Raw genomic sequence first — 19,495 nt, 5'->3', positions numbered from 1 at the left:
AGCTTATTCTATTTATTCCATAAAATCAGTTTCTAAAAAAGAGAATTGAAATAAAACATAAAAGCAAGCATAGTAACACAAAACTTACTAAAAAGTCTAACAAAAAAATCTAAAATTAATATAAACTATTATTATCTTTCAGGAGAAAACATAATGTTTTTAGAAAAATTAAATTCAGCAACAAGCAAGATTAAGTCGATAGAAGAAAAATTGCAAGATATAAATCTAATTAAAAATCAAAAAAAATATTCTAAAATAATAAAAGAATATACATATCTGGAAAAAATAAATACTAAAAAATTTGAATATGAAAAAATACTGAGCCAAATCAATGATAACAAAAGCATCTTGGAAAAAGAAGAGCAACAAGAAATGAAAGAACTAATAAAACAAGAGCTAATTGATCTAAACAAAAAAAAAGAAGATCTTGAACATCAAATAAAAATACTACTTTTACCTCAAGATGAAAATGATAGTAAAAATATAATAATTGAAATTAGGGCTGGAACGGGAGGAGAAGAAGCTGCTCTTTTTGCAAACAATCTTTATAGCATGTATATAAAATATTCAGAGAGAAAAAAATGGAAAACAGAAATCATAAACTTCAATGAAACAGAACTTGGAGGATTTAAAGAAATAATCTTTGAAATTAAAGGAAAAGATGTATTTAAAAAATTAAAATATGAAAGCGGCGTTCACAGGGTACAAAGAATCCCTATAACAGAGTCTAACGGAAGACTTCAAACCTCGGCTGCCACTGTAGCAGTTCTACCTAATATTGAAGAAACAGAAATTGATATTAATGAAAAAGACTTAAGAATTGATGTTTACAGATCATCTGGGGCTGGTGGACAACATGTTAATACAACCGATTCTGCAGTTAGAATAACGCATTTACCAACAGGAATTGTTGTACAATGCCAAAACGAAAGAAGTCAGCATAAAAACAAAGATCAAGCAATGAAAATATTAAGAGCAAGACTTTATGAGTTTGAAGATTCCAAAAAACAAGAGCAAAGATCAAATAACAGAAAACAACAAGTCGGCTCAGGAGACAGATCTGAAAGAATTAGAACCTATAATTTTCCTCAAAATAGAATAACAGATCATAGAGCAAACATCACTCTTTACAAATTAGAAGAATTTATGCAAGGAGAACTTGATCCACTTCTTGATCCCTTGACAATAGAGCTTCAAGAACAAACATTAAAAAACAACAGCATATAGCGATGAATGTTAACGAAGTTATAAATTATGCTAAAAGTAAAAATTTAGATACAATAGAAGTGCTACTAATACTTGAACTAATTTTAAAAATCAAAAAAGAATTAATAATTGCAAATATAAAAAAAAGCTTAACAAAAAGGGAAAAAAAACTTTTTTTTGATCAAATAGATAAAATAGAAAAAGGAACACCTATTCACTACATATTACAAAAAAAAGAATTTATGGGTATTGAATTTAACCTAAACAAGCACGTCTTAATTCCAAGATTTGATACAGAATGTTTAGTAGAAGAAGCCTTAATTCAAATTCAACAAAATGACTTTACAAAAATACTAGACTTATGCTGCGGCAGTGGATGCATAGGACTTTCTATTGCCTATTACATGAAAAAAAAAGTAATACTCTCGGACATTTCAATAAAAGCTTTACAAATAGCTGCAAAAAATACAAAAAAGCTAAAACTTGAAAAATTTGCAGAAATAATTCACTCTAATTTGCTAAACTGTATAAAGGAAAGGATTGATATAATTATTACAAATCCTCCTTATTTAAACAAAAAAGAATTAGAAATAACAAATAAAATAAAAAAAGAACCCGCAAAAGCTCTTTTTGGATTTGGAAAAGACGGGCTTAATATTTCTAGAAAAATATTAAGCCAAGCAAAAGAAAAGCTTGCCCCAAATGGACTAATAATAATAGAATCAGCTCCTTGGCAAATAAAAAATCTGAAAGATTTTGCAATTAAAAAAGGATTTTCACATTTAAAAACCATTTATGATCTTGAAAAGAGAGCAAGAGCGCTGGTATTAGGACAAAGAGCATGATACAAGCATATGAGATTGCACACTTAATAAAAATAAATGATCTTGAAAAAGCTAGAAGTATTTTCAAAAAAACTGTTGAGAATACTTACAAAGATGAATTTGAACGAAAAAACATATTCAAAGCTCTAGAAATAGCAGAACAACTTCACTATGGCCAATACAGAGAAAGTGGGGAACCTTACATTATTCATCCAATAATGGTTTCATTATTTCTTGCTAAATTTCAACTGGATTTCAAAGCAACTATCGCCGGACTACTTCATGACGTGCTTGAAGATACAAATATTGAAAAAGAAGAAATAGTAAAAGAATTTGACGAGGAAATTTTAAGCTTAATCGACGGTGTAACTAAAATTCATGATTTACACAATAAAACAAGAAGCATAAAAGAAGCTAATACTATTTCAAAAATGTTTTTTGCAATGACACATGACATTAGAATAATAATAATAAAACTGGCAGACAAACTTCACAATATGACGACTCTCTCTTATTTGCCTAAAAACAGACAAGACAGGATTGCAAAAGATTGCCTTTCAACTTATGTTCCAATAGCAGAACGCCTTGGAATCTCATCTCTTAAAACATATCTTGAAGATCTTTCATTCAAGCATCTTTATCCTAAAGATTATAAAGAGATAAAAAATTTTTTATCTGAAACAAAAATAGAAAGAGAGAAAAAATTATACAAAGGTAAATTATCAATAGAAAAAGAACTCCAAAAAAGCGGAATTGGGGCAGAAATTACAGTAAGATCAAAGCACTTTTATTCAATATTTAGAAAAATGCAAACAAGGACAAACAGGCTTACTCAAATTTTTGATACCCTGGGAATCAGAATAATTTGCAAAAAACAAAAAGAATGTTATGAAATATTAGAAATTGTTCACAGGGTATGGAAACCAATCCCAGGAAGACTTAAAGACTATATTGCAAGTCCAAAAGAAAATAAATATCAATCACTACACACTACCGTAAGAATACCTGAAGATAACCAGCTTATTGAAATACAAATTCGAACAGAAGAAATGGACAGAATTGCCAATTATGGAGTTGCAGCCCACTGGATATACAAAGAACAAATTGCACTTAAAGCTGATGATCTTTCATTTATAAACCGAATAAAAAAATGGCAACAAGAATCGGCTAACAAAAGTCAATATTCAATGAATGATATACACAAAGAGTTGTTAAATACATTTATATATGTTTACACCCCAGAAGGAGAAGTAGTAGAACTTCCTTTTGGATCAAATTCAATTGATTTTGCATACATAATACACACAGATATTGGAGACCAAGCTCTTTATGCAAAAATAAATGGAAAAATAAGTTCAATCACAAAGCCACTTAAAAACGAACAAATTGTTGAAATATTCACATCAAAAGACTCAAAACCAGATGTGATATGGCTAAACAGTGTAAGAACAAAAAAAGCCCGATCAAAAATTAGATCATGGCTTAACAAAAATGACAACACAATTTTTGTAGACAACAATATTATTGCGTATCTTGTTGGGGCAAACAAAGAACAAAGAAAGCTTTTTAGCCTATTTAAAGCTTATACTAAAAACAAAATAAAAAGAATTGCAATAGACTCTGAATGCAATCCCACAACAGGTGAAGATATTGTTGGAATAATACACAAAGATGAGATAATAGTACACAATGAAAATTGTCAAAAGCTCAAATACTATAAAAAAAATCAATTGATTGAAGTTGAATGGGAAGCAACACCAACTAGAAAAGTGCATCATATTATTTTGCTTTTAAAAGAATTGAAAGGAATATTTGGCTATCTTGAGAACATTTTTACAATCAATGACGTAAGGCTTATTAGCGAAAAAATAGAAGACTGTGGAAATGGTCATGGAATAACAAACATAATAGTCTCATCAAATGCTAAAAATATAACAAAAATAATTTCTGCCTTAAAAGAAAACCCAAATATCTTACAAATAATGCAAGTAGAAGAAGATATTAAAAATTATGACAATTAAAATATTATTATCATTATCGTTCTTATTAATTCACTCAAAAATCACCCCTATTGAATCAAATAAAATGGAAAAAAATATATCAAATTTAAACAATAAAATTGCAAACATAGAAACTGAAAAGAACATAAAAGAGCATATTAAAAAAATTCATCAACTAAGCAAAAACCAGGAAAAAATAATAAACACTTTTAATTATATAAAAAAATATTTTAATACAAATGAAATTAAATATACGGAATATTCTTTACAAGAAATTGGATTTATTGGGTATTCTCAAAAGATAATACATTCCAAAATCAAAGGTAAAAGAGCAGACATTTATAATATAATTATTCCAATTAAAATACTAAATAATTTAAAAAATAATTTAGCAATTGGAATTGCTATTGAGCTTTTAAATAAACTTAGAAATATTAACTCTGAAAACAACTTAAATTTTTTTTTTGTTGAGGATGATTCTTTAGAAGAAAATACAATAATTAGCAGCAGAATTTTACTTAGCAATAATTATTTGGGAAAAAATACAAATACGATTTACTTAATGCTAAACGAAAATAGAATAAAAAATAAAATTTACTTAGAAAATGAATCTTTCATAACAAATTCAAAAACAAATTTGGGATTTTTAAAAGCTACTATTAAAAGCTTTGAAAAGAATAAACTTGATTTTAATACAGCAAAAATAACTGAAAAAAAAATAAACAATTTATACAATATATATTGGGACGAATCTATACCCTTTTTAATAATAAATAACAATTTAAATCCTATATTAACTCAAAATAAAAATACTATTTACGAAATTTACAAATCAATTGAAGAAACATTGACTAATCAGTACAAAAGCAAAAATACTGATGAAATACACTACATTATAATTGATACGCCTTTTGAAAAAATAATAATTAATGAAATTACCTTAATAACATTAATTTATATTTGTTATAACTTAATTATAATTGTATTTATTAGAAAATTCAAAGAAGCCGGATTGGTCATGAAGAAAGTAAAAAATGATTACTATAAATTGATAAGACTATTTTTTACTTTATTTTTAAGCACATATTTATCCTTATTAATTACAAATAAGCTATTTGTAAACTATGAAAACACGACAGTTTACACTATAATAAACTCCAAGTATTTAATAACTTTTTTTGCAACTTTACTCATACATAATCTTTTGTCTCTTTTTACATACAATTTCACAATATATTTAAATTACAGACAACTTAAATACCTTGCAATATCAATCTCTATTATTGAACTAATAATATTAATGTTTATTAAAATAGAATTTATCTTAATAGTTATAATAAAAAGCATTCTACTATTAATAAAACCAAATAAAATTACTATTGTCCAAAAAATAATAGTAACAATTATTTGGACAATCAATTTTGTATTAGTAACATTAATACAAAATACTACATCAATCACAAATACACTTACGTTAAGCTATCTAATCTCAATTTGCCTTTTTTCTACCATATTTATGAATATCTCAGAACATTTAAAATCTAAACTTTCAAAAATTAAACAAAATTTAAAAAAAGCTGAAAAACTTGGTCTTGTAACTTTTTTTTTAATAACCACAATTATAATATCTAGCAATATCGATAAAAAAGGACATGTAATACAAATAGAACAAACAGTCAGCTTTCCAGAAAAAATAAATACAATAAAAATTGAATACCCAAAAGGCAATAAAAATCCTATCCAAATAATTTCAAATGACTTTAACCTAACTTTACAGGCAAACAAAAAAACATTAAAAACTAACATTAAAGCCGATGATGAGCTAATGAATATTGATTTTAAAAAAATAGATATAGCAGAAAGAGCTGTTTATAACATCAATTTGGTTACTCAAAAAATTGCAAATCAAATAGAACTACATTTTAAAAACGCATCTAAACTAATAATTTACCAAAGCAACACTCCTTATAAAATATTGGCTAATAAGATTATTTTTTCACTTAAAAACATTAACTCTAAAAAAACAACAATTGCATTTACTCTTAAATCTCAAGATGACATAGCATATGAAGCATTTGCAAATCTTCATATTAAAAAAAATCAAGTTAAAATTTACAATAAAAACAATAATAAAGAAGAAAAAAATATAAAGATAAATTACTCTTACAAGATAAAATATTCAGGAATATTGCCTAAAGCAGAAAAATATAAAAATCTTGATTACTTTAAACTAAAAAATGATAAAGAGATTGAAAATCTAAAAAATTTTATATTAAATTAAATTAAATTAAATTAATCTTCAAAATTAATCATTTTTTTTCTATTAATATAACTTTTAAAAGCATAATCAATTAAATTATCCACCAAGTCTTTAAACTGAAGACCATCATGGCTACACATTTTAGCGAACATAGATATATCGGTAAATCCCGGAATGGTATTTATTTCATTAAAATAAATTGTTCCTGATTTTTTTTCAACAAAAAAATCAATTCTTGCCATACCTCTGAGTTCTAAATTTTTATAAACAAGAAAGGCATATTCCTTAATGCTTAACAACTGATTTGTCTCAAGATGTGCAGGGATATTAAAGATAATAGAATTTCCAGGAATAACAGAATATTTAGCATCATAATCATAAAATATAAAATCCTGCACAATAACTTCTCCAGGAGAAAAGATTTTCATCTTTTCATTTCCAATAACAGAACATTCAATCTCTCTAGCTTCAATAAATTTTTCTATTACAATGGTAAGGTCATACCTTAAAGCTTCCTTAATAAAAGATTCAATCTGATTTTCACTGTAAGCTACATTTATTCCAATCGAAGAACCTAATACTGCAGGCTTAACAATAACGGGATAGCCTAGAACCTCCCTTACCTTTCTTTTTATTTCCTCTTTATCTAAAAAATAATCATATTGTCTAAACCCAATAAAAGGTACTAAAGGAATATTAAAGCTTTTAAGTAAAAGTTTGCAAAAATACTTATTGCTAGAAATAGCACTTCCTATAATACCAGCACCAACACAAGGAATGTCCATAATCTTTAAAACCCCTTGAACAGCACCATCCTCACCGGTTCTTCCATGAATAACAGGGAAAACAACATCTATCTCAAGATTTTTGTTATTTGAAAAAATTCCAAGACCGGGTAATAAACTAACAGTAGGCAAAACACCTATGTCAATGGGATTTGAAGGGTCAGAAACAGAATCCAATAAATACCAAATACCTGTGCACTTATCAATATAAACAGGATAAATATTGTATTTATTTAAATCCAAAAGGGCTAAATAAATGCTATAAGCAGATTTGCAAGAAATTTCATGTTCAAAAGAAACACCACCAAATATTAACATAAGATTTTTTTTGCACATCACTTCTCCTTTTTTGATTTTTCTAAACTTAGAATAGCATCTTTAACTACTTCTTGCTCATTCCAAAAAACTTCTCTATTTTCATAAATTATTGAACTTTCATGACCTTTGCCTAAGGCTACAACCAAATCCCCAGTCCTTGCAAGACCTATTGCTTTTTCAATAGCCTGCCTTCTATCAGGAATAAAAAATAAATTCTGATTTATAACTTTATTCACAATTCCTTTTGCAATATCTTTAATTATACACATACTATTCTCACCTCTTGGATCTTCATCACAAAGCACTATTAAATCAGAATAAATATCTGAAATTTGTCCTTGCAAAAATCGTTTTGCAATATCTCTTTCTCCTGCAGAGCCAAAAACAGAAATCAGTCTATTTGTAGCAAATCTTTTAAAAATAGGAAAAAGTTTGGAAAAAGCACCAGGGGTATGAGCATAATCAATTATTACAGAAAAATTTTGCCCTAAATTAATACTATTCATACGTCCATCAAGACCTTTAATGCAAATAAGCTTGTCAACAATATCTTGAATGTCGCTATTTAAAATTTGAGAAACTAAAATAAGAGCAGCCATTACATTTTCAACATTGAAACTCCCCAGCAGGTTAATATTGGCAAAATATTTAACCCCTTTGTGATAAAATTCAAATCTGGTAGAATCTGCTTTCTCATCAATAAAACTGACAAAAAAATCTGCTTGATTGCTTTTTAAGCTATAGGTAAAAGATTTTTTAATAGCATTCTTAAAGTCAGAAGAATAAAAATCATCAAAATTAATAACACCAAAACCAGCATCATCACTAACAGATTTAAAAAGACTTAACTTTACATTCATGTAATTTTGAATTGTACCATGAAATTCAAGATGCTCATGTCCAATATTAGTAAAAACAACCGCAAAATAAGTAATATCAATAAGTCTTGCTGTTTCAAGATCAAGCCCATGGGAAGTAGATTCAAGAATTGCATATTGAACCTCATTTTTAACCATATCGCTTAAAAATGAATGTATTTCTGTGGATTCAGGAGTTGATTGTCTGTAAGGATTTTTAATCAAATTACCACTTCCGTCATCAAAAAATACCGTCGATATAAAACCCACTTTAACACCTTTATTTTTTAACAACAGATATATATAATAACAAACAGAACTTTTGCCGTCAGTACCAGTGACCCCAATAACTTTTAATTTTTTTGAAGGCTCATCATAAAAAATATTTGAAAAATTAGACATAAATTTTCTTATGTTAAGGTCATCTACCCTAATATAAGTAACATTGGAATCGTAAAAATTCAAATCCCGTGAATATACAACAACATTACTACCCTTTTGAATTGCGATTTCAACAAAGTTATGTCCATCAAAACGAATTCCCGGAAGAGCAAAAAATACAAAGCCGGACAAAACTAATTTAGAGCTGTAAGTAACTCCGGTTATTTCTAAATCAAGAGAACCTTTTACATGTTTTATTAAATTTTGATCCAATTTTAATAAAACATCATTAAGTTTTTTATTCATACATTAAAATTTTACATAAAACCAATAAAAATAGCTAAGAAATTCAAAATTATGCTTCAATAGAAAATATATTTACAATTTTCTATTTTTTTAATAAACTAAGCAATGTTACAAGGCGCTGTACCCAAGTGGCTAAGGGAGAAGTCTGCAAAACTTTGATTCGCCGGTTCGATTCCGGTCAGCGCCTTTTAAAGTCGAGTCAAAAATATTTTTTATTGCTTAAGGATATGATTTTAAAGCATTTTTATCAAAGATAAATTAAAATAGTACATATATGATAGAATTAATCGTGATACTGTTATTTATAATATTATCTGCTATTTTCTCAGCATCTGAAACAGCTTACACTTCCTTAAGCATGATTCAGATACAAGATATAAGAAAAAAAGGAAAATCGGGAATATCGGTGTATAACTTGGTTCAATCTCCTTCAAAATTAATCACCACCATTCTTATAGGCAACAATATATCAAATATTATTGCAAGTACGCTTACAACAAAATTTGTACTTGAAAAATACGGAAACGGCGCACTTGCAATATCAACAGGACTAATAACAATAATCGTTCTAATTTTTGCAGAAATACTTCCAAAACAAATTGCAATTCTAAATAATGAAATTATTGCTCTATCTACTTCTTTTTTTTTTAAAACCATTGATTTTTATATTTACTCCATTGATATATATAATAAACAAAATAATAAAAAAAATATTAAATTTCTTTAAAATTAAGACAAGCTATAAAATGACTAAAGAGAGCATCAAAAGTATGCTCTCTTTAGCGGGAAATTTAGGTATTTTAAAAAACGACTCTAGAATATTTATGCAAAAAATGTTAGACATAGATCAAGTAAGAGCTTCTGAGATCATGACTCACAGAACAGAGGTTTTTTCACTATCAAGCTCCTCAAAGTTAAAAGATGTAATTAAGCTTATCAAAGAGGAAGGATATTCTAGAATCCCTATATACAAAAGACAAAGCAGAGAACAGATAATTGGGATTCTAATAGCTAAAGACCTCATAGAAATCAATAAAAAAGATACAAATAAAAACGTTTCTCAATTTATTAAGCCGGCTGTATTTGTACAACAAAACAAAAGAATAAAAGACATACTAGATATTATGAGAAAAAAGCAAAAAATAATGGCAATCGTAATTGACGAGTATGGCGGTTTTTCGGGAATACTTACAATAGAAGACATAGTAGAAAAAATTTTTGGAGCAATATCTGACGAATACGACATTAAAGAGGAAAAACCCCTGATTACAAAAATCAATAACAATACTTACTCAATACTTGGAGAAACTACTTTTGACGAAATTGAAGAGATAATTGGAATATCTATTAAGCATAAAGAATATACAAATACAATTGGGGGATACTTAATAGATATACTTGACAAAATACCAACAAAAGACGAAACCGTAAAAACAACTGATGGGGAATATTTTATTAAGGAAATTCAGAATAATAGAATTGAAACAATAACTTTTATCAAATACAAAAAGTAGTGATAAAATTCGCTTACAAAACAAAAATTATTGAAAAAATTGGGAGAAAAAAATGTTTGACATAAAACAAATTTTTAATAAAACTTACGAATATTTAATAATTATTATTACCTTAATACTAATATCAATAATAATTATTGCAAACATATTCATAGTTGGACCATCGGAAGAAGCAATTGTACTTCGTCTTGGCAAGCTTAACAGAACTCTTGATTCAGGAATACATATGAAGATTCCATTAATTGAAGAAAAATTTATCGTACCAGTAAAAATAGTTCAAGAAATTAAATTTGGATTTATAATATCTCCAAACGATATTAGAGAAAATAATAATGAAAGCGATGAAGGTATGATTATCACTGGAGATTTAAATATCATAAACATTGAATGGTTAGTACAATACAAAATAAGAGATCCTTACTCATTTAAGTTTAAAGTAGAAGACCCCGAGACAACAATTAAAGATATTGCAAAGTCATCAATGAATAGATTAATTGGAGATAATACTATTTTTGAAATAATAAATGACAACAGAGTAGGAGTAACAGAAGGTGTAAAATCTTCTATGAATGAAATAATAGATAATTATAATTTAGGAATTGATGTAGTGCAAGTGCAAATTAGAAATGCCCTACCCCCAAAAGGAAAAGTTTACGAAGCTTTTGAAGATGTAAACATTGCTATTCAAGACAAAAATAAATACATAAACGAAGGAAAAAGAGAATTTAATCAAATAGTTCCTAAAATTAAAGGTGAGGCGTTAAAGGTTATTGAAGAAGCCAAAGGATACAAAGAAAGCAGAATAAACAATGCATTAGCAGACACGGAAATTTTTAATGCTATACTAGATGCTTACTTAAAAAATCCCGATATTACAAAAGAAAGGCTTTACAATGAAGCTATGAGGGAAATACTTGAAAACAAAGATAATATTGAAATAATTGACAAAAACTTAAAAAATTTTCTACCATTTAAAGAGGTAAAATAAATGAAATTTATAATAAATCTTTTATTATCTACTGTAAAAATTGCAATCTTTACAATAATAGTTTGCTTGACTATTTTATCTATTTTTCAACCAATTTATATTTTAAAAGAAAATGAAATCTCAATAACTACTCGACTTGGAAAAATTCAAAGAACTGAAAATTTAGCTGGGCTTAAATATAAAATCCCATTAATTGAAAATGTACAAATATTTCCCAAAATTATTCTTAGATGGGACGGAGAACCTCAAAGAATCCCAACAGGAGGAGAAGAAAAGCAATTAATATGGATTGATACAACGGCTAGATGGAAAATTGCAGACATAAATAAATTTTATACAACAATAAAAACGATGAATAGGGCTTACATTAGAATTGATGCAGCAATTGAACCTGCTGTTAGAGGAGTTATCGCAAAATATCCTTTGCTTGAAATTATAAGGAGCTCAAACGATCCAATTCAACGCTTGTCTAATGGAGTACTCACTCCGCAAGAAACAAAAATTGATGGTATTTACAGAATAACAAAAGGAAGAAAGATAATCGAAAAAGAAATAATAGATATAGCAAACAAAAATACCAAAGATATTGGGATTGAAATTGTAGATGTACTAATAAGAAAAGTTACTTATGATCCAAGCCTTATCGAATCTGTAAACAACAGAATGATTTCAGAAAGACAACAAATAGCAGAAGAACAAAGAAGCATAGGATTAGCTGAAAAAACAGAAATTCTTGGAAGCATAGAAAAAGAAAAACTTAGCCTATTAAGCGAAGCAAAAGCTACTGCTGCAAAAATAAAAGCTGAAGGAGACCGGGAAGCCGCAAAAATTTATTCAAATACATATGGTAAAAATGTTGAATTTTACAAATTTTGGCAGGCACTAGAAAGCTATAAAGCTGTATTAAAGGATAAAAGAAAAATTTTCTCAACAGATATGGATTTCTTTCAATATCTTCACAAAAAAAATTAAAAATTTATTTGCTTGAATTTAAAAGACAAATAAAACCATTTAAAAATTAATTAAATTTCAAAATTGGCTTATTTTATTAAAATTCAAAGCTGGCTATAAATCATTTTTTTAGCACTACGTTCAAAATCTAAAATTTAAAAAGAGTTGACAAACATATATACTTATGAAAAAATTAAGATATTAGAATAAAAACGCTGCTGTAGCTCAGTTGGTAGAGCATAGGACTGAAAATCCTTGTGTCAGGAGTTCGATTCTCCTCGGCAGCATGTTAAATAAGTTGAAATTGTCGCTGTAGCTCAGTTGGTAGAGCATAGGACTGAAAATCCTTGTGTCAGGAGTTCGATTCTCCTCGGCGACATTTATTTAAAGATTGAAAGGATCTCAAAGTGGTACTTAAAGAAATAAAGCAAATAAAAGATCTAAATGAACAAGACGTAATTTTTGCAAGAATAGGAAATTTATCAAAGCTCGGCACAAGAATAAATGAAAAAATTATTAAAATACTTGTTAAAGGTAATACACCATACATTCCTGTACTTAAAAAAGAAGAAGATGAATCATATGAGGCCCTAATAAAAAAAATAAATGAAGAAATTTTAAATGATGATCTTAACTATTTGAGAGAAAAGCTAATAGACAATCTAAAAGACGTATATAAACCCTTTAAGGAAGACGACCCAATATTTTTTACCAAAGGAAAAAAACCACTCATGAAAATAAATACATTAATGGAAGCTGAACCTAATCAAATTTATTGGAAAGAAATATTGGAAGGAAGCTTTAAAATACTTCCAAGACATAAAATAGCATCTCTACAAAAAATTTTATTAGAAATATATCATTATTTTGATGTTCAAAAACTTAGAACAAAAGAAAACATTAAAGATAAAAAAACTTTAAAAAAATTATATTTATATTCTGCTAGAAGAGATTATGAATTTTTTAAAGGGAAAGTAAAAACAGAAGGCGATTCAATACTACTACATTCAGTCGACACAACAATTTATTTTTTAATTACAATTGCAAATTTGAACAAAATAAGATCTTTACAAAATGCACCTCGTTCAACTATCAAATTTTTTCTTGATAAAACTGAATACAACGAATTTACAGAATTTTTTTACGCAGAAGAAATGATACTACAAGCTGCACTTGGATCATTGCTACACTCAATAGGATTAATGCACACAACAATATTAGAAAATATAGGGGATAAAATAAGCCTTAAGGAGAAAAATTTAAAAGAACAACACAAATTAAAAATAGAACATTTGGAAAAAAATATTAACATTGCTAAGAATTTGTTTAGAATAAGAGAAGATATTTCGGCTATTACAAAAATGATAATCAATGGGCAAAAGGATTACCTTGATGCTACTGGATATCCACAATTAAAAATCAACAAATTTATTCACGAACTTGTTAGAATCTTCATCATAATAGATACTTACGATGAATTGGTAAATCCAATAATAATAAAAGAAAGCGCCAACCCTTTAGAAGCTATTAAATTCCTAATAGAAAATAGTGGAAAATACTATTGGAGCAGAAAAGAGGTAAACGAGCAAACAAAAAACAAAAAATTTGACATTAAGATGCTAGAAAATTTTTTAACAATACTTGCGCCTTTTGATTATGGACAAATAGTAAGTGTAAACAAAAAAAATAATAATGAAAATCTTTTTCAAGCCGCTGTTATTGAATATAAAATGAACATTGTGCCAAATCTATCTATAATAAACAAAAAAAACCAGACTTACAAAATAGAAGAAATAATAATAGATTCTGAAAACAAGGAAATTTTAATAAAAGATGCAAATGGAAACTACAAAAAAAATCCATTAAAAAATGTGGATGATTTTGTAATAAAAAACAATATTCCAGAATTAAATAAAAATGAAATTCAACTCATTACCTTCAACTATGAAAGAAAATCAAATCCTACAATAGTTTCAAAAAAATAAGTTTTGACCCTCCATACCTTTTCAAATTATAAACTGAAAATTTTGATGTATTTATGTCCAAGTTTTCACCAAAAGGACAATGCATAATAATATTGACTTTATCATTTGAAATATTGCCTTTTAAAATAATCTCAAGTAAATTAACCTTATTCTTATAATTGAAAGGGGGATCAAGATAAATAAAATCGTAAAAAAGATCTTTTTTACCTAAAAAATCCTCTGCCCTTTGAAAAAAAAAATTATAAAATTCCTCAACAAAGCTAAAATTTCTTACTAATGTAGTTTTGATTTTTTTATTACATTCAACAAGATGGGCAAGATTTGCTCCTCTGCTAAGAGCCTCAACAGACATTATGCCAGTCCCTGCAAAAACATCCAAAAATTTCGAGTTAATAATATCCTTGAAAATAATAGAAAAAAAGGCTTCTCTGACAAGAGACATCACAGGGCGAACAGCACCAGCCTTGGGAAACAAAATTTTTTTACCTTTATATTTACCCGAACTTACATACATAAATAAAAATTCTAAAACAATTTTAAAAAACATTGAATATATAAAATTAAATTTTTTGCTATAATCTTATTTCAAGAGAGAAAAATATGAAAGGCATTATTCTAGCAGCTGGATATGGAACAAGATTTTTACCAATAACGAAAACAATTCCAAAAGAAATGTTGCCAATTTTAAACAAACCAGCCATAGATTACATTATTCAAGAATTTATCGATTCGGGAATAAAAGACATTTTATTAATAAGCTCAAGACGAAAAAAAACTCTTGAGGATTATTTTGATAGAGAAATTGAACTTGAAAATATTTTTTTAAAAGAAAATAAAAAAAATGAATTAGAAAAGATTAAAAACAAAAAAATTAATATAAGCTTCATAAGACAAAAAGAGATGTTGGGCACAGGAAATGCACTGCTTTATGCAAAACCCTGGATAAATAGAGAACCTGTAATTGTGGCCTACCCCGACGATCTTCACGTTGGAAATCCGCCATTAAGCTTGCAATTGATTAAACTTCATGAAAAAACTGGAAAGAACATAATATCTATCATTGAAAATCCAGAAAATATAAACACATACGGAGTAATAGATCTCTACAAAGACGAAGTCCATGTAAAAAGCATTGTTGAAAAACCAGAAATTGGAAGTGAACCTAGCAATAAAGCATCTATTGGAAGATTTTTGTACAACTATGAGTTTTTTGAACATTTGGAAGAAGGATTCAAGCTGCATCAAAAAGGTGAATACTATCACATTTATGCTTTAAGAAAGCTGATGGAGCAAAAAAAAGTATTATATAAAAATATTAAGGGAAAAAGAATCGATATAGGAACTCTTGAAGGCTATTTAAAGGCAATAATAAATTTTGCAAAAAAAGATAAAAATTTAATGGAAATTATAAAAAAAGGAATAGATGAAAACGATTAAAAAGGATTCAGAATTTTATAATTCCCTTACTACATTAAAAAAATACATAATCAAATACATAGAGGAAAAAGTTTTAAAATACAGCATTTCTTCCCAACTTTACAAATTAGAAAAGCCCGAAATAATTGAACTTATAAAAATCAGCAATGATTATGAAAAAGAAAAAAATGTATTAAACACTTCACTCGAAGAATACTACTACAAAAAAACACAAAATGAAATCATTAAAAAATGGATATTAGAAATCATAAGAAATAAAAACTTCACTCAAATAAGCAAAGAAGACAACTTTAACACAAAAAAACTAGGAATAACATATAAACTGAAATCTAACAACTTTTTAAAACTAATCGAAATACAAAATAGCCCTTATTATTCCCAAGAAAAAAAAAACATTTATAAGCAAATTATATTAAATTTTTCTAGCAATATTAACATTGATAACTTAGAGCACACAATAGATATTTTAATAGCTGTAAGAAACAAAAATAAATTCAAAATATTAAATATATTAAATAAAAATTTTAAAAATCAATCGGAAAATCAAAAAGTTTTTAAATCAAGCTTAATTAATAAAGAAAGCAGACTAATAAAACTAAAAAAAATGCTAATACTTACATATTGGCCTGTTGGATGTTTAAGTAAAAGCATTTTTATCAAAATTTTAATAAAACATTATAAATACTTAGAAGAAGAAATTTTAGCGCTAAAACATAATGAAATTTTAAACTACTTGCGTGCAATAAAAACTTTAAGTCTTAATGAAATTTTTTATAAAGGTTCAAATAAAAATATTAACTTTAATTATTTTTTCAGTGATTTTACACAATACACTCCAAAGGATTTTAAAGACGCATTAAAGTGTTATTTATATATAGTCGAAAAAACAATAACAAAAAAATATTTAACTTGGTTTTTCAAAGACAAAATATCTAACAATTGGGAATCCTTCATAGATGCACTTGAATACATTGAAAAACACAAATTAATCAACATAAAAGAAAAAATCAAAGAAATTATAACCGCAAAATTTCAAACAGAAGATTTTTTTATATCTTTTGACAAAACAAATTTTAACCCTTACGAAAGCTCAACCATATTTAAAGAAAAATACATTAAAAATGCATTCATACAAAGCATTATGGACTATGTCAAAAAAAATTCTCAGAATATAGAAACTTATGGATGGATTGCATTCTATATTTATGCCGAGAATAAAGATAAAACAATTTTTTGTCAACACATGAAAGAATTTTTTAAAACTAAAACCTTTGAAATACAAAATCAAATATTTATATATTTTCTATCTTTTTATCCCAATATTGAAAATAGACATTTCAAATTTATATCAGATATACTGCTTTACCTTGACGAAAATAAAATTACAATACCTAAAAAAATAATAAAAATGCAAAAAATAAATCCCAACCAACTAGATTACCAAAAGTCATATATTTTAATAAAATCACTAAAAACAAGATCTAGAATTTTAAAAATTCTTCTCAAGAATATAAGATTTAATCTTATTGAAAAACTAGAAGATGAAAATGAGAAAAAATTATTACCTGCAATATGCTATTTAATATATTGTGAGAATCTGGTAGAATTAAAGAGCAATAAAAAGATAAAATCTAATGAAAAAAATAGTTTATTAGAATTTATTTCTTTTTTCAAAACAAAATTGAAGCAAAAAATAAATTTTAAAAAAGAACTTATGAAAACTAGAGACATTTAATCTAAATTAAGTAGAATGGAAAAAAAAATGAAAATTTATTTATTATTAGATAAAAAATGTAAAATTTTTATTTTATTTTTAATTTTAATATTTAATTCAAAATTGGCATATTCTCAAAGACTAATTAGAATCGGCAAAGAAGAAATGAAAAACAAAAATTACATTCAAGCAATTGAAACACTAAGCGATGCTATTAAAAAATATCCAAAAGTACAACTCGGCTATTACTTTTTATCAGTAGCATACAGAGAAAACAATCAACTAACAGAAGCAGAAGGTGCTTTGCTTGATGGAATTGCGGTAGGAGGTGAGATAGATTACGTACTATATTATGAATTAGGCAACATAATGTTTAACAGAGGAGAAGGATACTATCCACTAGCAATAAAATATTATTCTAATTCTATTAAAAGCAAACCCAATTATGACAGCGCCCTGCTAAACAGAGCTAATGCCTATGTTCAACAAGGCAAAATAACATCTAAAGAAAAAGAATACCAAAAGGCTTGGGACTCATATACTATGGCTATCCACGACTACTCGCAATTTATTACCCTTAGATCAAAAACAGAAAAAAAAGACAGTATTTTGCTTATAATAAGTTATTTAAGAAATGAAAAAATTAATCTTGAAAAACTTGACAAAAGTTTAAAGGGACGAACCGAGCATATTGTATACGCAAAAGAAGATAAAAATCAAATACTTAAAGATAGTTTTAAAGATAACCTAGAAACAAATTCTTTAATTGAGCTAGAAAAACTTAATTGGCAAGAGGAGTTATACATAGATGAATAAAAAACGTACAAATTTTTCGGTATTATTGCTTTTAATTTTCTTACTCATCTTATCATTTGGCGGATTTGGTTACTATATATATCAAAGCAAATTGAATGACAAAAATCGAGAAATAATGCTAAACGAAGTTAAAAATAGCGTAATAGATCGAAATTATAAAAAAGCATATTCTGTTGCAAAACTTCTGCAAGATAAATACCCGCAAAACGAAGACATTGAAATGCTTACAAATACGCTAGCAGAAATTGCCAACAGCAGTCCTTTTGAATCAAACGACTTACAAAGAGATTCTGCTAATCAAATTTTGGACAAGATCAAAGGTCAAGACAATGCAAAATCAAATGTAAACGAAAATTTTGATATTGCATTTAATAATAGATATATTAAAGACACCGCAATAACAGAAAACTACTCTGACAGAAACGATGACGTTGGCATTGAAGATGAAGACATATCTGAATTTAAAAAAAGCAAAATACCAGAAAAAATAAACTCAAACACAAAACCAAAAGAAGAAGAAGGTAAAACAATACAATTTACAAATCCCGAATTAAGTGTTAATGATCAAAAAAATTTATTTAATTTAGAAAAACTAAAAAAAAAATTAAGTGAAAAATCAAATAGTGAAAATATTTTAAACAACCCTCAAAAAATAGAAAGTGATAAGCAAAACACAAATGTTTCCAAAGAAAAAATTTCAGAGCATGTTTTAAAAAACCTAGAAAACAGTAAATATTCAAACAATGATAATAATACATCTTTAAAAAAGATTCCTTCAAATTCTAAAAAGGAAAGTGATATTTCTCCATCCAGTCAAACAATAATGGGAAAAATTAATAGACCATATAGCTACTTAATAAAAAAAGAGCTCTATGAAATATTAGACAATATTAATACTGGTAGAGTCACGCTTGGAAAAAACAGATTAAAAGAATTAATTAAAAAGGGTTTAAGTAATAAATTTCAAAAAGTAAATGAGTTGATTGAAAGTTTTAAAAATAAAGAAGCCTCCAACTTACTATTAACCTTAATAAAAAAAGATATTGAACCAAATTTAATTAATATTAATATACCAAAAGATCCTTACAGAAAAAACATCTCTCAATTAAATGAAGAAGACAAAATACAGCAATCAGAAGAACTCAAATCTAAA

12 protein-coding genes, 3 tRNA genes and 3 pseudogenes are annotated in these 19,495 nt (G+C 26.8%); 15 read left to right on the top strand and 3 right to left on the bottom strand.

From position 1 onward, the window contains the following. Window positions 1-153 precede the first annotated feature (153 nt). The 4 genes and pseudogenes from prfA (at window position 154) to BLO14_RS03320 (ending at window position 6,311) form a co-directional block, all read left to right on the top strand. Entirely contained in the window at window positions 154-1,227 is a 1,074-nt protein-coding gene (prfA, locus tag BLO14_RS03335) for a peptide chain release factor 1 (protein WP_091972817.1), read from the top strand. A gap of 2 nt (window positions 1,228-1,229) precedes the next feature. Continuing rightward, a pseudogene (gene prmC, locus BLO14_RS03330) lies at window positions 1,230-2,064 on the top strand (peptide chain release factor N(5)-glutamine methyltransferase). Then, complete coding sequence (spoT, locus tag BLO14_RS03325) at window positions 2,048-4,051, top strand: guanosine-3',5'-bis(diphosphate) 3'-pyrophosphohydrolase (protein ID WP_091972810.1); 2,004 nt, start codon at window positions 2,048-2,050, stop codon at window positions 4,049-4,051. The pseudogene prmC and the gene spoT overlap by 17 nt, the downstream one beginning before the upstream one ends. Then, window positions 4,041-6,311 carry a hypothetical protein gene (locus BLO14_RS03320; protein ID WP_091972807.1) on the top strand — a complete coding sequence of 757 codons (2,271 nt, stop codon included), beginning with the start codon at window positions 4,041-4,043 and terminating at the stop codon, window positions 6,309-6,311. The genes spoT and BLO14_RS03320 overlap by 11 nt, the downstream gene beginning before the upstream one ends. An 11-nt stretch (window positions 6,312-6,322) precedes the next feature. Here BLO14_RS03320 and BLO14_RS03315 read toward each other — a convergent pair whose 3' ends face one another. Next, complete coding sequence (locus tag BLO14_RS03315) at window positions 6,323-7,411, bottom strand: D-alanine--D-alanine ligase (protein ID WP_091972804.1); 1,089 nt, start codon at window positions 7,409-7,411, stop codon at window positions 6,323-6,325. Further along, a complete protein-coding gene (locus tag BLO14_RS03310) occupies window positions 7,411-8,937 on the bottom strand; it encodes a UDP-N-acetylmuramoyl-L-alanyl-D-glutamate--2,6-diaminopimelate ligase (RefSeq protein ID WP_091972802.1) in 1,527 nt (508 codons plus the stop codon). Before BLO14_RS03310 ends, BLO14_RS03315 begins: the two co-directional genes overlap by 1 nt. A 114-nt stretch (window positions 8,938-9,051) precedes the next feature. On the opposite strand from BLO14_RS03310, the gene BLO14_RS03305 reads away from it, so the two are divergent. From BLO14_RS03305 to BLO14_RS03275, 7 genes and pseudogenes are all read left to right on the top strand, one after another. Next, a tRNA-Cys gene (locus BLO14_RS03305) sits at window positions 9,052-9,124 on the top strand. Window positions 9,125-9,211: 87 nt separating this feature from the next. Next, window positions 9,212-10,451: pseudogene (locus BLO14_RS03300) on the top strand (hemolysin family protein). A 52-nt stretch (window positions 10,452-10,503) separates the two neighbouring features. Next, window positions 10,504-11,439 carry an FtsH protease activity modulator HflK gene (hflK, locus tag BLO14_RS03295; RefSeq protein ID WP_091972800.1) on the top strand — a complete coding sequence of 312 codons (936 nt, stop codon included), beginning with the start codon at window positions 10,504-10,506 and terminating at the stop codon, window positions 11,437-11,439. After that, a complete protein-coding gene (gene hflC / locus BLO14_RS03290) occupies window positions 11,440-12,411 on the top strand; it encodes a protease modulator HflC (protein WP_091972798.1) in 972 nt (323 codons plus the stop codon). 193 nt (window positions 12,412-12,604) lie between these two features. Next, a tRNA-Phe gene (locus BLO14_RS03285) sits at window positions 12,605-12,677 on the top strand. Between the two features lie 19 nt (window positions 12,678-12,696). Continuing rightward, a tRNA-Phe gene (locus BLO14_RS03280) sits at window positions 12,697-12,769 on the top strand. A gap of 28 nt (window positions 12,770-12,797) precedes the next feature. Continuing rightward, entirely contained in the window at window positions 12,798-14,375 is a 1,578-nt protein-coding gene (locus tag BLO14_RS03275) for an HD-GYP domain-containing protein (RefSeq protein ID WP_091972795.1), read from the top strand. Here the strand turns inward: BLO14_RS03275 and rsmD are convergent. Continuing rightward, window positions 14,353-14,922: a 16S rRNA (guanine(966)-N(2))-methyltransferase RsmD gene (gene rsmD / locus BLO14_RS03270; protein WP_091972792.1), complete on the bottom strand. Its 570-nt coding sequence runs from the start codon at window positions 14,920-14,922 to the stop codon at window positions 14,353-14,355. The genes BLO14_RS03275 and rsmD overlap by 23 nt on opposite strands. A gap of 53 nt (window positions 14,923-14,975) precedes the next feature. On the opposite strand from rsmD, the gene BLO14_RS03265 reads away from it, so the two are divergent. The 4 genes and pseudogenes from BLO14_RS03265 to BLO14_RS03250 all read left to right on the top strand — a co-directional run. Further along, window positions 14,976-15,812 carry a UTP--glucose-1-phosphate uridylyltransferase gene (locus BLO14_RS03265; protein WP_091972789.1) on the top strand — a complete coding sequence of 279 codons (837 nt, stop codon included), beginning with the start codon at window positions 14,976-14,978 and terminating at the stop codon, window positions 15,810-15,812. After that, a complete protein-coding gene (locus BLO14_RS03260) occupies window positions 15,799-17,547 on the top strand; it encodes a BB_0208 family protein (protein ID WP_091972786.1) in 1,749 nt (582 codons plus the stop codon). The genes BLO14_RS03265 and BLO14_RS03260 overlap by 14 nt, the downstream gene beginning before the upstream one ends. A 27-nt stretch (window positions 17,548-17,574) precedes the next feature. Beyond that, entirely contained in the window at window positions 17,575-18,342 is a 768-nt protein-coding gene (locus BLO14_RS03255) for a tetratricopeptide repeat protein (RefSeq protein ID WP_091972783.1), read from the top strand. After that, window positions 18,335-19,495: pseudogene (locus BLO14_RS03250) on the top strand (tetratricopeptide repeat protein); the annotation flags it as partial. The gene BLO14_RS03255 and the pseudogene BLO14_RS03250, both read left to right, overlap by 8 nt.

It is taken from the genome of Borreliella japonica, from assembly GCF_900099615.1.
GTDB lineage: Bacteria > Spirochaetota > Spirochaetia > Borreliales > Borreliaceae > Borreliella > Borreliella japonica.
Note: the sequence above shows the minus strand (reverse complement) of the source record. Positions and strands in the feature narration are given on the sequence as shown.

Bases quoted from the DNA above. Each gene is read 5' to 3' on its own strand.
- rsmD (WP_091972792.1), bottom strand. From the start codon at position 14,922: ATGTTTTTTAAAATTGTTTTAGAATTTTTATTTATGTATGTAAGTTCG.
- spoT (WP_091972810.1), top strand. From the start codon at position 2,048: ATGATACAAGCATATGAGATTGCACACTTAATAAAAATAAATGATCTT.
- hflK (WP_091972800.1), top strand. From the start codon at position 10,504: ATGTTTGACATAAAACAAATTTTTAATAAAACTTACGAATATTTAATA.
- BLO14_RS03255 (WP_091972783.1), top strand. From the start codon at position 17,575: ATGAAAATTTATTTATTATTAGATAAAAAATGTAAAATTTTTATTTTA.
- BLO14_RS03315 (WP_091972804.1), bottom strand. From the start codon at position 7,411: ATGTGCAAAAAAAATCTTATGTTAATATTTGGTGGTGTTTCTTTTGAA.
- BLO14_RS03265 (WP_091972789.1), top strand. From the start codon at position 14,976: ATGAAAGGCATTATTCTAGCAGCTGGATATGGAACAAGATTTTTACCA.
- prfA (WP_091972817.1), top strand. From the start codon at position 154: ATGTTTTTAGAAAAATTAAATTCAGCAACAAGCAAGATTAAGTCGATA.
- BLO14_RS03320 (WP_091972807.1), top strand. From the start codon at position 4,041: ATGACAATTAAAATATTATTATCATTATCGTTCTTATTAATTCACTCA.
- BLO14_RS03310 (WP_091972802.1), bottom strand. From the start codon at position 8,937: ATGAATAAAAAACTTAATGATGTTTTATTAAAATTGGATCAAAATTTA.
- hflC (WP_091972798.1), top strand. From the start codon at position 11,440: ATGAAATTTATAATAAATCTTTTATTATCTACTGTAAAAATTGCAATC.
- BLO14_RS03260 (WP_091972786.1), top strand. From the start codon at position 15,799: ATGAAAACGATTAAAAAGGATTCAGAATTTTATAATTCCCTTACTACA.